The sequence below is a fragment of the Streptomyces cinnabarinus genome (assembly GCF_027270315.1).
Taxonomy (GTDB): domain Bacteria; phylum Actinomycetota; class Actinomycetes; order Streptomycetales; family Streptomycetaceae; genus Streptomyces; species Streptomyces cinnabarinus.
The window spans coordinates 976,288-989,730 of sequence record NZ_CP114413.1; the positions used below are offsets into that span (position 1 = coordinate 976,288).

Genomic DNA, 13,443 nt, shown 5'->3' on the forward strand with positions numbered 1-13,443 from the left:
CCGCATGTCACTCCCGCCCGCGCGTCAGGTAGTCGGCGAGGCTCAACGTCGCACCGGGACGGCTGTGTTCGGGCGACCGCTGCCGGTTGCCGTCGCTCGGAGCCGGTCCGGCCGTCACCTCCAGCCGTCCGATCTGCACCTGCACCACCTGTTCGGGCCGGCGCGCGGGGCGCCGGGCAGCGGCCTGCCGTACGGCGTCGCGGGCCGTCGCCGTGTCCGCGGCGGTGGGCCGCAAGGGGGTGGGCAGGGGGGTGGTTGACGGGGCGTCCCTGCCTGCCGGGACGGTGGCCGGACCCCGGTCGGGACTCCGCTCCTGCCGTCCCCGGGCCGCCGGGCCGCGCCGCGTCGGCTCGGGAACGGCCCGGGGCGCGACCGGCGTCACGGGGCGCAGCCGCGGGGGCGTGAGCGGAACTGGAGTGGGGCTCAACTCCCGCTCTTCCACGGTGCGTTCCGTGCGCACGACAGTCTGCTCCCGCTCCGTCCGGAGCCGGACCTCGGTCCGCCCCGGCGCGTCGCGGTGTGGTGCGGCCGTCGGCCACAGGGCAGCGGCGGGCGTGGCCCCGTCCGGTTCCGGGGCGGTGCCCCGTACCGCCTCGACGCGTTCGAACGGGCCCGGGAGCCTGGGCCGTAGCCGGGCCACGTCCGGGCGGGGTGGCGCCGCCGGTGCGTGCCGGGCGAGCAGCCGGTCGAGGAAGTCGGGGACCGGCGTCCCCTCGGCGTCAGACATCCGCACACAGCTCCAGGTAGTAGCGGCGGCGCAGCGGGCTGAGCGCCAGGATCTGCGGCTCGCTCCAGCCGTACGCGGTGGCGAGCAGATGGACGTCGAGCAGTACGTCCCGTGCCCAGGCGTCCAGTTCGGTCCAGAGGTAGGAGGCGATGTCGAGTTCCGCCCGGGTGGCCTGCCCGCAGTCGGGGCAGGCCACGTCGATCGTCACGTCGGCGCCGGGATCGGCGGCCTCGACCGCGTCGGCGATCCGCCGCTGGACCGGAGCGGGCAGTGAAGAGGCCGGGGCCGCCGTCCCGTGGTGCGTCGCCGTGACCAGGCACCGTGCGAGCAGGGCCGCACGCGGGTCGGCGGCCCGGGCCGCCGCCGTGAGGTCGGCGACGCCGGGCAGCCGGAAGGCCACCTCCCAGCCGTTCTCGGAGATCGTCACCTCCTGGCCGTCCGTACGCGGCGCGAACTGCCCGGCGTCCAGGTCGAACTCCATGTCCGCGGCGCAGGCCGCGCAGTCCAGGCGTACCTGCATCCGGTCCCCGAACAGCGCCCGGCGCAGCGCGAACAGGTCCGATTCGCGCCGGCCCACCGGCAGGGCCGGCAGTGCGGTGCCGTCGAGGTCCGGCCGGGCGGTGCGGTGCAGCAGCAGCGCGCGCCCGGCCGGCGCCTCGGCGAGTCCGGCCTCCCAGGTGGCCAGCAGTACGGCCGCCCCCGTGTCCGTCATGTCCCCCGACTCCCCGTGTCTCAGGCCGGGTTGAGGAACGAGGGCTCCTCCGGCTCGGGCACCTCGTAGTCCCGCTCCCAGCCCTCGCACTCCAGCTTCAGCGTCTGGATGGCCACCGCGTTGGCGTTGGCGTCCAGTTCGCCGAGGACCTGGTACTCGCTCGGCCAGGTCCGGTACAGCTTGTGCGAGACGGCGACCTGGCCTGCCTCGTTGAGGACCTGGATGACGATGTCCTTGCGGAAGTCGGCGAGCGAGACCTCGGAGCCGAGGCCCGCGCCGACCTGCCAGACCTTGTTGGCCCAGCGGTCGAACTCGGGGTCGTGGGTGACCCCGCGCTCCAGGGTGATGCCCTCGAACTCCGAGCGGCCCGGGGACTTGCGCGGCGAGGAGGGGTCACCGCCGTGCCGGTGCTTGACTACCTCCGTGGTCCGCTTCAGCGGGGAGATCTTGCTGATGCCCGCGACCGTCCGACCGTCCCACAGGACCAGGAACTTGAAGTTCTTGTAGGGGTCGAAGCGATGGGCGTTGACCGTGAACTCAGCCATCGAAAATGTCCTCGGGATCCTTAGAGCTCGAACTGCCCGGACGTCTGCTGGATCTTGACGATCACGAACTCGGCGGGCCGCACGGGCGCGATGCCGACCAGGACGTTCACGACGCCGTTCGCGATGTCCTCGTCCGTGGTGGTGTCGCTGTCGCACTTGACGAAGTACGCCTCGCGCGGGGTGCCGCCCTTGAAGGCGCCCTGACGGAAGAGGGTGTGCAGATAGGAGGAGGCGCTGAGGCGGATCTGCTGCCACAGGTTCTCGTCGTTGGGCTCGAACACCACCCATTGCAGGCCGCGTTGGAGGCTCTCCTCGACATGCAGGGCGAGCCGGCGCACCGGCACGTACTTCCACTCGCTGTCCAGGGCGTCCGAGCCCTGGAGCGTGCGCGCGCCCCACACCGTGGGCCCGGTGACGGGGAAGGTGCGCAGGCAGTTGACGCCGAGCGGGTTGAGCAGTCCGGTCTCCCGGTCGGTGAGGTCGACGGAGAGCGAGCGCACGCCGATGAGGCGGGCCTCGGTTCCGGCCGGTGCCTTCCACACGCCGCGCTCGGAGTCGGTGCGGGCGATGACACCGGCGACCGCGCCGGACGGCGGGAAGGCGCGCAGCCGCCCGGTGAGCGGGTCGGTGAGCTGGATGTGCGGGAAGTACAGGCCCGCGTGGTTGCCGCGGACGGCGTCGAAGGCGGCGAGCCCGGCGCGCGCGGTGTCCACGCTGACCCAGGTGCTCGGCGCGTCGACGAGCAGGAAGATCCGGCGCTCCTCGCACAGCCGCTGCGCGGCCGAGACGACGGTGAGCATGTCCTCGGTCTTCTCGTACGCCGAGATCTCCGGCAGCGCCAGCAGGTTGACATCGGCGACGCCGCGCAGCGCCTGGATGCCGGTCTTGCCCGCCTCGGAGCCGATGAGGTCGCGCGGTCCGGGCGCGGCACCGTCCTCGCCGCCCTCCAGCGGGAACACCGGCGGGTTGACGGAGGCCTCCAGGCCCAGGTCGTTGGCGCACTCGCCGAGGAAGCGGACGATGTCCTCGGGGTCGGTGGAGCCCGCGACCACCTGGATCCGGCGGCCGAAGGCGGTGACCTCGGCGCCCGCGAAGGCGTGCTTGCCGGGGGCGTCGGGCAGGGCGCGCAGTTTGCGCTCCAGCAGCAGCGCCAACTCGGCGACAGTACACGGGGCTTCGCCGTCGCAGTCGGGGTCGTAGAGCGTGAACTCGCGCTCCACGTCACCGATCTTGACCGTCAAGTCGACGGCGAGGTCGGGCAGTTCGTCGCCGAAGGGCTTGGAGACGGTGCCGGACGGGTCGGGGCGGCCCTCGCCGACGACCTCGACGCGGATCAGCCGGGACCCGGCGTTGATCACGGTGGGGGCGTAGCGGCCCTCCGAGGAGTCCATGGACAGGCCGGTGAAGCTCTCGCGGGCCTCGCCCCGGGCGTCGTACACGCGCAGATTGAACGTGTCGTCGGGGCAGGGCGTGGCGTGGTCAACGGCGACCCTGAGGCCGTTGCCCCAGACTCCGGGCTCCTTGGCATGCACCTCCAGGGCCCGGCTCTCGCTGTGGCCCTCGGTGGACTCCAGGGTGACGCAGGCGGCCTTGCCGCTGCCGGACTTGGCGACGCGGACGATGACGGCGATAGTGCCGCCGTTGCCGAAGAACTGGTGGACCGCGTGACCGACGGCGCTCTGCGCGCTCAGGCCGCCGAAGCGGCGCTCGAACTCCGTGAAGCTCGTGACGCGCACGGGCTCGTTGAGCGGACCGCGCCGGGTGTGGCCCACAAAGGCGGTCACGGACGTGGTCAGGGTCGAGATCGTACGGGTGCTGCTGGGAAGCTCCTCGACGTAGACGCCGGGATACGTCGGCTTGGCGGCGCTCACCGCGCTCATCGGCATTCCCCCTCCTAATCCCTGTCTCGGGCACCGGGACGAAGGCACCAAGAGAAGGCGGAGGCGTACGTTCCGAAGGCGGTGCGCACAGGGGCCCGAAACCTGGTCGGTGGTGGCCGCGCGCACCGCATCAAGTTCCCCCGTCAGTGCCCGGACGTATCGGTCCGCCCGGTCAAGCAGCGCGCTTGTGACTCCTGATGCTCAAGTGCTCAATCCACCCTGGTGCGTTTCGAGTTGACGCAACAAGGCACCTTCAGGCCACCCGGGGAGAGGGTTTGGTGAAGACGCCGACGCGGCATCCGCACACCGCGCCTGCGCGCCCCGGCCAGGTGGTTCACAGACCTTTCACAGCGCCGTGCCGCGCCACGGCGGGCAGGGGCACAGAAAGCCCTTGCCCGCGCCCCGTCCCCGGTGACACGCACATGCGGCCTCCCAGAGTCGTACACAATCCGGCGTGGCCGATTACACCGGGGTGACTCGAACACGCATGCCCTGCCGGACCGGCCCTGTCGCTCCTCCGGCGCACGGCAGGAATCGTCGCCACCGGACCCGGGGTACGGATGGAGCGCTTCCGGCTCGGCCGCGACGAAAGGGGACCCGGTATGCGCAGGCTGCTCGCTGACGCGGCCCGTACGCTCGTTCCGCGCGGCGGCGACCCGCAGGGCCCGCTGCCGCCCCTGATGCTGACCCTGACGCTGGTCACCGGCATGGTCGACGCCGTCAGCTTTCTCGCCCTCGGTCATGTCTTCGTGGCGAACATGACGGGCAACGTGATCTTCCTGGGGTTCGCGCTCGCGGGGGCCGAGGACCTGTCCGCGCTCGCGACCGTCGTGGCGATGGCCTCGTTCCTGACCGGCGCGGTGGCCGGGGGCCGGGTCGCCGCCCGGCACTCGACGCATCGCGGGCGCCTGCTGAGGGCGGCGACGGCCGTGGAGTCGGTCCTGGTCGCGGTGGCCGTGGTGGTGGCCGCGGTGGCGGACGGGGACGTCACCACCGGCGTCCGCTACACGCTGATCGTGTTCCTGGCGCTGGCGATGGGCCTGCAGAATGCGGCGGCCCTGCGTCTGGGCGTGCCGGACATGACGACCACGGTGATGACCCGGACCCTCGCGGGCCTGGCCGCGGACTCCACCGCGGGCGGCGGCGAGGCGGCGCACCCCGGCCGGCGCCTGCTCTCCGTCCTCGCCGTGCTGCTCGGCGCCCTGATCGGGGCGGCGTTCCTGGTGCACGACCACCTGGTCCCACCGCTGGCCCTGGCGCTGGCCCTGCTGACGGCCACCTCAGTGACCATCCACCGCCTGTCGGCCACGGAGGCACCCTGGGTCCACACCCAGTGCTGAGCCAGGGCCCGTCCGACAATTCCCGTCGTCCGCCCGGAGGGCGGGCCGCGCGGCGGCGATGGGGGTGCCCCCGCGCGAGCCGGACGAAGCCGGCTTCGAGCACGGCTGGGGGTCCCCCCTCTGGGGGAGTGCGTGCCGGGCGTCGCGCGGCAGGCGGGAATCGCCGGACAGGCCCTACCGCTCCAGCCGCCCGAGGTGGGCCACGTTCGCGCGGTCCTCGGCGTCGTCGCTGGCCGCCGCCGCGAACCAGGCGTCGAGGATCTCCTTCAGCAGTGGCTCGGAGGTCAGCCGCAGGCTGAGGGCGAGCACATTGGCGTCGTTCCAGCGGCGCGCGCCGTCCGCCGTATAGGCGTCCGTGCACAGGGCCGCGCGGACCCCGGGCACCTTGTTGGCGGCGATGGAGGCGCCGGTGCCGGTCCAGCAGCAGACCACGGCCTGGTCGGCGGTCCCGGCGGCGACCTCACGCGCGGCCGCCTCGGAGCAGACCGCCCACTGGGGGTCGGCACCGGGCCGCAGCGCTCCGTACGGCACGGTCTCGTGACCGCGCCGCTCCAGCTCCGCGAGGAGGAGACGGGCGAGGGGTTCGTCCATGTCGGAGGAGACCGAGATCCGCATGCTCGAAGCGTACTCAGTCGCCGGTCGGGTGATCTGGGTCACGAGCTGTCACAGGGATCGGCCGTGCGGTGTCTTGAGGCCGAACCCGTGAAAACGGAGCCGAACCACTGAAGCGGAGAAGACACCATGAGCCAGCACTCCCACGTGGTCGTGATCGGTGGAGGTTACGCGGGCGTCATGGCCGCGAACCGGCTGACGCAGCGCGCCGACGTGACCGTGACCGTGATCAACCCCCGCCCCACCTTCGTCCCGCGGCTCCGTCTGCACCAGCTGGTGGGCGGGACCCACGAGGCGGTCGTCGACTACCGCGAGATCCTGGCCGGCCGGGTCCGGCTGGTCGTGGACCACGTGACCCGGATCGACCAGGCCGGGCGCGGGGTCGAGCTGTCGGACGGCAGCGTCCTCGGCTACGACTACCTGATCTACGCGGTGGGCAGCGTCGGCGCCGCACCGCGCGTGCCCGGGGAGGCCGAGTTCGCCCACCCCGTCGCCACCCTCGAGGCGGCCCGGAAGCTGCGGTCGGTCCTCAACGGCACCCCCGCCACGGCGCCGGTCACAGTGGTGGGAGGCGGCCCGACCGGCATCGAGACCGCCGCCGAACTCGCCCAGCAGGGGCGCCGGGTGACCCTGGCCTGCGGCGGCGTGCTCGGCCCGTACCTCCATCCCCGGGCCCGGCGTACCGCCGTCAAGCGGTTCGCCGCGCTGGGGGTGACCGTCCTCGACGGCCCCGGCTCCAAGGTGACGTCCGTGACCCGCGATGCCGTACGCCTCGCCGACGGGCGCGAACTGCCGAGCGAGGTCACCGTCTGGACCGCCGGGTTCGGGGTGCCCGAGCTGGCCGCGCACAGCGGGCTGACCACCGACTCGGCGGGGCGCCTGCTCACGGACGAGACCCTGACCAGCGTCGACGACGAGCGCATCATCGCGGCCGGGGACTCGGCGGCCCCCTCGGACCTGCCGTTCCGGATGAGCGCCTACGCCGCCGGATGCCTGGGCGCGCACGCCGCCGACACGGTGCTCAACCGGCTCGCGGACCGGCCCGCCGAGCCCGTCGACCTGTCCTTCCCGGCCATGTGCCTCAGCCTGGGGCGCGGTATGGGCATCTTCCAGTTCGCGCGCAAGGACGACACCGCGATGGGCCTCTACGTCGGCGGTCGCGCGGGCGCGAAGCTCAAGGAGATGTCCTGCGCGTTCAGCGTCAAGCACCTGGTCAAGGAGGCCCGCAAGCCCGGTGCGCACCACTGGCCCAAGGGCGAGCACCGGCGCCGGGTCCTGCGGGCCGAGGAGGACAGGACACCAGCCGCCTAGTCACGCACGGCGAGCCTCCGGGTTCCTGACAGCGCTGCCGACAGCCACACCAGAATCGTGCCGACCATCACGTGCAGGGCGATGGTGAGCGGTGAGTCGGGCAGCGCGGTCAGGAACGCGAACGCCGGCAGGACGACGGCGTATCCCCACGCCGGCACCCTCGGGAAGACGCGGGCCCGGATCATCGCCGCGCCGAAGGCGGCACAGCCCACCGCGAAGACGGCCGCCGAGCCGATGAGCACCGGGACGGTGGGTCCGGTCAGCGTCTCCTCGATGACCTCCTCGTCGAAGTAGAACAGGACCAGGTTCGCGGCGAACGCCCCGCCGCCGAACAGGCCGAGCCCGATGACGTTCAGGGTGTGGGCGGTGTCCGCGTACCGGCCGGTGACGGCGCCCTGCGCCAGATGCAGCGCGGTGAGCAGCGGCAGCGCGAACGCGGGCGAGACCGCGAGCAGGCAGCTGGTCGCCGAGGTCTCCCCGGTGAACGCCTCGACCAGTGCGGACAGGGCGATGAGCAGTCCGGCGAAGGCCCCGCACAGCGCGGCCGGTCGAAGGCGTGGCGCTGACGAGGTCGCCGAGGTGGTCGCTGTGGACATGAGGGCCACTCCTGGTGTTCGAAACGGCAGGTCGGGGCGGCAACGCTAGGGCGCGGGCGGGTCACGCCGGGAGGTGCGGAGCGGCGACACCCGGGCGCCGGAAGTCACCATCTGCCGTACCGCGCACAGCCGTTCGGCAGGTGTCTTCCCACCTCGTCCGATCGGGCCCGCGGCGGCCTACCCTGGCGGCAACGGGCGAGGGGGGATCATGTCGGCGTACACACCGGTCCGATGGGTGGCACCGCTGCTGTACGGGGCGGTGCTCGTCGGCGGTCTCTACCACGCGACGGTCGCCCCCGGCGGCGGACCGTCCGGCTGGCGTACGGCCGGCTTCGGCACCGCGATCGGCGCGCTGTTCGCCCTGGAGGCCGTCGCGGGCTCCGTCCCCCGGCTGCCGCTCCTGCTCGCCCGCCTCGCCCTGATCGGCGCGGTGGTCGTCCTGGACGCCTCCGAACTCGCCCAAGTGCTCTTCGTCCTGCTGCCGTTCACCGCCTACTTCGCGTACGGCCGCACCGTCGCGCTCGCCCTGGCGGCGCTGTGCCCCGCCGGGCTGATCGCGGGACTCGCCCTCGGCTCCCCCGGCTGGTACCGCGACCAGGAGCACATCTCCGACCTGCTCATGCTCTGTGTGGGTCTGGTGCTGGCGCTGTCGATGGCCGCCGTCGCCGTCGGTGAGCAGCGCGCCCGCCTCGCCGTGCAGGAGTACGCGGCACGGGTCGCGGAGCTGTCCGCCGCCGCCGAGCGCAACCGGCTGGCGCGCGACCTCCATGACAGCCTCGGGCACCATCTCACCGCCATCTCCGTGCAGTTGGAGATGGCCTCGGAGTTCCGGACGCTGGATCCCGAGGCGGCCGGGCGGGCCATGGCGGAGGCGCGGCGCTCGGCGAAGCTCGCCCTGGGCGACGTACGGCGGTCGGTCCGGGTGCTGCGCGACGCGCCGGCGCGGCCCGCGCTGACGTCCGCGCTGGCCGGCCTGGCGGGCGACGGCGGGGCCCGGCCCAGGGTCACCGTCGAGGTGAGCGGTGAGGAGAGCGCCTACGGGACGGCGGAGTTGACGGCTCTGTACCGTGCCGCGCAGGAGGCGCTGACCAACGCGCGCCGCCACGCCGGGGCCTCCGAGGTGACGGTGACGCTGCGGCTCGCGGCGGACGAGGCCCGGCTGGTGGTGGCCGACGACGGCTGCGGATTCGCGCCGGACGGGGCGACGGGCGGATTCGGACTGCTCGGGATGAGGGAGCGGGTGCAGCTGGTGGCGGGGAGCGTGCTGATCGACAGCGGTCCGGGGGCGGGCACCCGGCTGACGGTGACGGTGCCGCGCGGGAGAGGTGGGGCGGCATGAGCCAGGAGCCGGAGCCCACCGTACGGGTGCTGGTGGTGGACGACCAGCGGCTCATCCGCGACGGCATCGCCTCCCTGCTGTCCCTGCGGGCGGGCATCGCGGTGGTCGGTACGGCGGCCGACGGCCGGGAAGCGGTGGCGCGGGCGCTGGAACTGCGGCCGGACGTGGTGCTGATGGACGTGCGGATGCCGGAGCTGGACGGCGTCGAGGCGGTCGCCGTGCTCCGCGACCGGGCGCCGGAGTGCCGGGTGGTGATGCTGACGACCTTCGACGATGAGGAGTACGTCGTCCAGGCGCTGCGGGCCGGGGCCAGCGGCTACCTCCTCAAGGACCTCCCCGCCGACGAGCTCGCGCACGCGGTCCGGCTGGCCCACGCGGGCGTCACCCAGCTGGAGTCCTCCGTGGCCCGCCGGCTCGCCGAGGCCCTGACCGCCCCGGAGCCCTCCGTCACGGCCACGACGGAACTGACCCCGCGCGAGATCGACATCCTGCGGCTGGTGGCGCACGGCCACACCAACCGTGAGATCGCCGCGCACCTCTACCTCAGCGAGGGCACGGTCAAGAACCACATCTCGCGCATCCTCACCCGCCTCGGCCTGCGCGACCGCACCCAGGCCGCCCTACGGGCCAGGGACCTCGGCCTGCTGTGACGGGCATGGCCCCTTTCGGGCGCTCCGGGCTCGCGGCCCCTGGGGGCCGGCCGGACGCTGGGCATATGACAACAGCCACTTCCCAGAGCACGACGCTGGCCCTCAGCAAAGGGGGCGCCTCGCTCGTGGATCTGCTGGTCGACGTCCCGGAGGTCCGGGTCGTCGTCACCGGGCCACGCATGCTCTACGACCACCTGAACCTGCTGACCACCCTCGCCCCCGCCGACGGCTGCAACGCGCACCGCGTCAAGGAACTCGCCGACGCCCTTGAGGGGACGATCCACTGCGGCACGATCGGGGTACACCCGGCGGAGATCGAGGTGAAGCCGTACCGGGCCGGTGTCCTGCTCCAGGTCGGGCTCGGACCGGCGAACATGTACCAGAGCGCGCTGGTCCTGCGCACCCGGACGGGAGAGACCTTCCGGGAACTGCTCACCAGGCTCCTCACGGACGACCCCGGCCGGTACTTCTTCGCCGGCCTGCACGGCGTCCCGGCCGACGGCCACCTCGAACACGGCCACCCCCACGGCGGGGGCGCACAGCCCGGCGGTGGCGCACAGCCCGGTGCGGGCGGCCATCCCCACCACGATCACGGAGGGGGCGGTCATGGACATCCGTAAGAGCGCCGTGGACCTCACCGCTCAGGAGCGCGACAAGTTCCTGGAAGCGGTCATCCGCCTCAAGAACCGCCCGGCACCCGCCGGCCCCGCGGGGACAAGCGTCTACGACCAGTTCGTCGCCCTGCACAGCGCGGTGATGGCGGTCCACCCACCGGGGCACCCGGTCGGTGAGACCGTGAACTTCGCGCACTGGAACATCGGGTTCTGCGCCTGGCACCGGCAGTACGTCCGGCAGTTCGAGAAGGCGCTCCAGACCGAGGTCCCCGGCGTCACCGTCCCCTACTGGGATTGGACCGACCATCCGGGCGCCGTCGCAAAGCTGTTCACCGACGGCTTCCTCGCCTCGCTGGGCACCGGCGCCCCCGCGGACGTCACCGACAGCGTGCTCCGCAATCCGGTCCCCCCGGCCGACCGGCCGGCCTGGTGGCCGACGAGCCCTCCGGGAGTCACCGGATTCCCCGTGCACCCCCTCCTGGAGGAGGGCTTCGGCACCACGCTGGCCAGGGCGGACTCGGGCGAGCAGTGGCCGCCCGGCCGCGCGCACATCGCGGCGCTGGAGCAGCACGTGGTCCAGCAGCCGGGCGTCCATCCCTTCTGGTACTTCTGGACGGCGCTGGAAGAGGGCTTCCTCGCCCAGGGCCCGGGTGGCTCAGCAGTTTTCGTGCCCGCGCACAACAGCGGGCACAACTTCATCGGCGGCCACATGTCCCAGGCCTTCTCGCCCAACGACCCCGCCTTCTGGCTCCATCACGCCAACGTGGACCGGATCTGGGCGAACTGGCAGAACCGGCGGCTCGCCGCGGTGGCCGGTTCCAAGCCGCGGGACCACTATCCGCCGCCGACGGAGCTCTCCCCGTTCAACCTGGAACCCGCGCCGCCCGGACACCGCCTCGACGACCGGATGTGGCCCTGGGTGGGCACCACCAACGGCTACGACACCCTCATCGACGCCCAGGTGAAGCAACTCCTGCCGGACTTCTCCGGCATGGGCCCGGTCACCGTGGCGGACGTCCTGGACACCGAGACCCTCGACACCGAGGGCTACCGTTACGCGCCGCCCGCGCCCTGACCCGCGCGCAGTGCCGCCAGCGTGGCCTGTACGTCGGCACCGCGCGGCCGGTTGTGCGGGAGGCGGGCGAGCACGGCCGCCATGCCGCAGGTGTTGGTGAGGGCGGAGAAGACCAGGCCGCCCGCGACACCCGCCGACAGCAACTGCCAGGCGGGGTGGAGGAGGACACCGAGGAGGAGACCCAGCAGCACCAGCGTGCCCGCCGTGAAGCGCACCTGGCGCTCCATGCCCCAGACGGTGCGGGCAGGGCCGGAATCGGGCCGCCGGAGGTCGTTGCCTTCGGCGGCCCAGGCGTTGGTGCCCCCGGCGAGCGTGGCGGCGGGGATGCCCTCGGTGATCAGCACGGCGCAGGCGTTCTCGGAGCGGGCGCCCGAGGCGCACACCAGGAGGAGCCCGGTGGTCTCGCGCAGTTCGGGCAGGGCCCTGCGGACGTGGTCCAGCGGGAGGTTGAGGGCGCCGGGCAGATGGCCCGAGTCGTATTCACCGGGGGTCCGCACGTCGATGACGGTGAACTCGTGCAGCCGGGCAAGGGCCTGGCCGGGGGTGAGGACGACGGGGGCGAGAGGAGCGGTCATGGCAGATGTGATCCTTGGTGTTCGACGTCGGCCCGAAGTGGGACGTACAGTACCCCTAGGGGTATTTCTGGAGGAGTGATCGTGGAACTGGACCTCGCGGGTGCCGAGCTCAAGGCCGTGCTGAACCGGCTGCGCCGGGCGCAGGGCCAGATCTCCGGTGTGATCCGGATGATCGAGGAGGGCCGGGACTGCGAGGAGGTCGTGATGCAGCTCGCCGCCGCGTCACGCGCCCTGGACCGGGCCGGCTTCGCGATCATCGCGACCGGCTTGCAGCAGTGCGTGGCCGACATCGAGGCCGGCCGCAGCTCCGGTGAGGACGCCGAGCAGATGCGGGCGCGTCTGGAGAAGCTCTTCCTGTCGCTGGCCTGAAGGTCTCCGGCGGCAGCGCTTCGGGGTCTCACAGCATCGCGTCCCCCAGCATGAAGACCGCCACCGCGAGCAGTGCCAGCGCGAAGGTCTGCTGAAGGGCCCGCGCGGACGCCTTCGCCGCCAGCCGCCGACCGTCCCAGGCGCCCAGCACCGCCGCCCCGGCGAAGGGCGCCACGATCGACCAGTCGAGGCCCTCGGCGGTCCCGGCGCGCAGGGTGAGCGCGGCCAGCGAGTTGACGGTGATGACCAGCAGGCTGGTGCCCACGGCGGCCCGCATCCGCAGCCCCACTCCCGTGACCAGCGCCGGTACGGCGAGAAAGCCGCCGCCCACCCCGAGGACCCCGGTCACGGCGCCGAGCCCGGCACCGACCCCGGCCGCCCGGCGGGGCCGTAGCGGACCGTCCCCCACGGTCGGTCCGGCGCGCCCGGTGAGCATGCGCGCCGCGACCGCGGCCGCGAGGACGCCGAACGCCGCGGTGAGCACCGCCTGGGAGATCCGTCCGGCGACGGCTCCGCCGAGCAGCGCCGGTCCGATGCCCGCCGCCGCGAACGCGAGCCCCGTGCGCCAGCGGACCCAGCCGTCGCGGGCGTGGGCGAACAGGGCCGTGGCGGAGGTGAGGACCACGATGACGAGGGACGCGGTGGTGGCCGCGGCCGGGCTGAAGCCGAGCAGATAGATCAGCGCGGGTACGGCGAGCACGCTGCCGCCGCCCCCGAGCGCGCCGAGCGCCAGTCCTACGACGGCACCGGCGACCAGCGCGAGCAGCAGAGGGGTCACAGGCCGGCACCGCCGCGCACCACCGGCAGTCCGGCCAGCGCCCACTCCGACATCCCGCCGATCACGTCGACCGCCTCGACGCCTCGGGCGGCCAGGATCTCGACCGCCAGCCGGGAGCGGTTGCCCGAGCGGCACACCAGCACCAGCGGGCGGCCGTCCGCCTCGGCCGGCAGCTCGGTCAGCGCCGACATCGGCAGGTGGACCGCCCAGGGCACGTGCCCTTCCCGCCACTCATCGGCTTCCCGTACGTCCACCAGCAGGGCCGTGCCGTCGCGCCTCGTTCGCTCGGCCGCCTCCTGGACGGTGATCCGGCGCTCCAT

Annotated in this window: 16 protein-coding genes; 7 read left to right on the plus strand and 9 right to left on the minus strand. The window is 73.1% G+C overall.

The window, feature by feature from the left end:
* Positions 1–7 precede the first annotated feature (7 nt).
* The 4 genes from STRCI_RS04560 to STRCI_RS04575 are packed head-to-tail and all read right to left on the minus strand — an operon-like array spanning position 8 to position 3,870.
* Positions 8–727, minus strand: coding sequence for a hypothetical protein (locus STRCI_RS04560; RefSeq protein WP_269657528.1), 720 nt, complete (start codon positions 725–727; stop codon positions 8–10).
* On the minus strand, positions 720–1,439 hold the full coding sequence (locus tag STRCI_RS04565) for a T4 family baseplate hub assembly chaperone (protein WP_269657529.1): 720 nt from the start codon (positions 1,437–1,439) through the stop codon (positions 720–722). The genes STRCI_RS04560 and STRCI_RS04565 overlap by 8 nt, the downstream gene beginning before the upstream one ends.
* A gap of 20 nt (positions 1,440–1,459) precedes the next feature.
* Entirely contained in the window at positions 1,460–1,984 is a 525-nt protein-coding gene (locus STRCI_RS04570) for a phage tail protein (protein ID WP_015662275.1), read from the minus strand.
* 20 nt (positions 1,985–2,004) lie between these two features.
* Positions 2,005–3,870 (minus strand): phage tail sheath subtilisin-like domain-containing protein, encoded by a 1,866-nt coding sequence (locus STRCI_RS04575; protein ID WP_269657530.1) that lies wholly within the window; start codon positions 3,868–3,870, stop codon positions 2,005–2,007.
* A 596-nt stretch (positions 3,871–4,466) separates the two neighbouring features.
* On the opposite strand from STRCI_RS04575, the gene STRCI_RS04580 reads away from it, so the two are divergent.
* Positions 4,467–5,204: a YoaK family protein gene (locus STRCI_RS04580; RefSeq protein ID WP_269657531.1), complete on the plus strand. Its 738-nt coding sequence runs from the start codon at positions 4,467–4,469 to the stop codon at positions 5,202–5,204.
* A 174-nt stretch (positions 5,205–5,378) separates the two neighbouring features.
* On the opposite strand, the gene STRCI_RS04585 is transcribed toward STRCI_RS04580, so the two are convergent.
* Positions 5,379–5,819 carry an RpiB/LacA/LacB family sugar-phosphate isomerase gene (locus STRCI_RS04585; protein WP_269657532.1) on the minus strand — a complete coding sequence of 147 codons (441 nt, stop codon included), beginning with the start codon at positions 5,817–5,819 and terminating at the stop codon, positions 5,379–5,381.
* A gap of 126 nt (positions 5,820–5,945) precedes the next feature.
* On the opposite strand from STRCI_RS04585, the gene STRCI_RS04590 reads away from it, so the two are divergent.
* Positions 5,946–7,127, plus strand: a complete 1,182-nt coding sequence (locus STRCI_RS04590) for an NAD(P)/FAD-dependent oxidoreductase (RefSeq protein WP_269657533.1) — start codon at positions 5,946–5,948, stop codon at positions 7,125–7,127.
* On the opposite strand, the gene STRCI_RS04595 is transcribed toward STRCI_RS04590, so the two are convergent.
* A complete protein-coding gene (locus tag STRCI_RS04595; protein WP_269657534.1) occupies positions 7,124–7,723 on the minus strand; it encodes a hypothetical protein in 600 nt (199 codons plus the stop codon). The genes STRCI_RS04590 and STRCI_RS04595 overlap by 4 nt on opposite strands.
* A gap of 208 nt (positions 7,724–7,931) precedes the next feature.
* Between STRCI_RS04595 and STRCI_RS04600 the strand changes: the two genes are divergently transcribed.
* From STRCI_RS04600 to STRCI_RS04615, 4 genes are all read left to right on the plus strand, one after another.
* Positions 7,932–9,062: a sensor histidine kinase gene (locus tag STRCI_RS04600; protein ID WP_269657535.1), complete on the plus strand. Its 1,131-nt coding sequence runs from the start codon at positions 7,932–7,934 to the stop codon at positions 9,060–9,062.
* On the plus strand, positions 9,059–9,712 hold the full coding sequence (locus STRCI_RS04605) for a response regulator (protein WP_269657536.1): 654 nt from the start codon (positions 9,059–9,061) through the stop codon (positions 9,710–9,712). Before STRCI_RS04600 ends, STRCI_RS04605 begins: the two co-directional genes overlap by 4 nt.
* 65 nt (positions 9,713–9,777) lie before the next feature.
* On the plus strand, positions 9,778–10,332 hold the full coding sequence (locus tag STRCI_RS04610) for a hypothetical protein (protein ID WP_269657537.1): 555 nt from the start codon (positions 9,778–9,780) through the stop codon (positions 10,330–10,332).
* The gene (locus STRCI_RS04615) at positions 10,319–11,401 is read left to right on the plus strand and encodes a tyrosinase family protein (RefSeq protein ID WP_269657538.1); all 1,083 of its coding nucleotides are present in this window, start codon (positions 10,319–10,321) and stop codon (positions 11,399–11,401) included. The genes STRCI_RS04610 and STRCI_RS04615 overlap by 14 nt, the downstream gene beginning before the upstream one ends.
* Here the strand turns inward: STRCI_RS04615 and STRCI_RS04620 are convergent.
* Positions 11,380–11,976: a rhodanese-like domain-containing protein gene (locus STRCI_RS04620; RefSeq protein WP_269657539.1), complete on the minus strand. Its 597-nt coding sequence runs from the start codon at positions 11,974–11,976 to the stop codon at positions 11,380–11,382. The two genes, STRCI_RS04615 and STRCI_RS04620, sit on opposite strands and share 22 nt — an antisense overlap.
* 81 nt (positions 11,977–12,057) lie before the next feature.
* Here STRCI_RS04620 and STRCI_RS04625 point away from each other — a divergent pair, with 81 nt between their 5' ends.
* A complete protein-coding gene (locus tag STRCI_RS04625; RefSeq protein WP_269657540.1) occupies positions 12,058–12,345 on the plus strand; it encodes a metal-sensitive transcriptional regulator in 288 nt (95 codons plus the stop codon).
* Between the two features lie 28 nt (positions 12,346–12,373).
* Here the strand turns inward: STRCI_RS04625 and STRCI_RS04630 are convergent, their stop codons facing one another.
* Positions 12,374–13,123 carry a sulfite exporter TauE/SafE family protein gene (locus tag STRCI_RS04630; protein ID WP_269657541.1) on the minus strand — a complete coding sequence of 250 codons (750 nt, stop codon included), beginning with the start codon at positions 13,121–13,123 and terminating at the stop codon, positions 12,374–12,376.
* Positions 13,120–13,443 (minus strand): rhodanese-like domain-containing protein, encoded by a 324-nt coding sequence (locus tag STRCI_RS04635; protein WP_269657542.1) that lies wholly within the window; start codon positions 13,441–13,443, stop codon positions 13,120–13,122. The genes STRCI_RS04630 and STRCI_RS04635 overlap by 4 nt, the downstream gene beginning before the upstream one ends.